This is a genomic window from Allokutzneria sp. NRRL B-24872 (assembly GCF_002155965.1).
In the GTDB taxonomy this organism is placed as follows: domain Bacteria; phylum Actinomycetota; class Actinomycetes; order Mycobacteriales; family Pseudonocardiaceae; genus Allokutzneria.
Map to the genome: position 1 here is coordinate 1 of NZ_MUMH01000392.1, position 614 is coordinate 614.

The 614-nt window shown below is 77.4% G+C and carries 1 protein-coding gene; it reads right to left on the reverse strand.

Annotation, left to right across the window (positions count from 1 at the left end; all coding sequences use genetic code 11):
* Nucleotides 1-544 (reverse strand): PfkB family carbohydrate kinase (locus tag CCN37_RS38255; RefSeq protein ID WP_246843598.1); only part of this gene is annotated, 544 nt, incomplete at its 3' end.
* Nucleotides 545-614 lie beyond the last annotated feature (70 nt).

Genomic DNA, 614 nt, shown 5'->3' on the forward strand with positions numbered 1-614 from the left:
CGCTCCCCGTCGTCGCCGCGGCGCGCAAAGCGGCGCCGGAGACGTCGGCGATCACCGGGACGCCGGCTTCGGCGCCGAGCCGCGCCAGCCGGGCGGGCACCTCGTCGCCGAGCCCGGGCGGCACGCTCCCGGAGATGACCACGGCTCCCACACCGGCCGCCAGCTCGGCGCGAAAGGCCGCGACGACCTCGTCCCGGGTCCCGGCCGCCACGGCGGTGCCGCGCTCCTGCAGGCTCGTCGTGACGCCGTCGTCCGCCACCACGGCCACGGTCCGGCGGACCGCGGCCAGCGCCGGGACCAGGCGGTGGGGAAGCCCGAGCCGGTCGAGGCCGGCCCGGAACTCTTCCGGCTCCGCGCGTCCGGACAACGCCAGGACGACGCTGTCGCCGCCCAGCTGCCGGGCCACCGCGGCGACGTTGACGCCCTTGCCGCCCCCGCGGCTGCGCACCTCCGTCACCCGGACGGTCTCCCCGACCGCCAGCCCGGCCACGCGGTAGGTGACGTCGATGGCCGGGTTGAGGGTGACGGTGAGGATCCTGGTCACGACGCGGCTTCCCGCGCGGGGGCAGCGGCCGGCTCTTCGCCGCTCTTCTCCGTGCTGTAGACCATGAGCG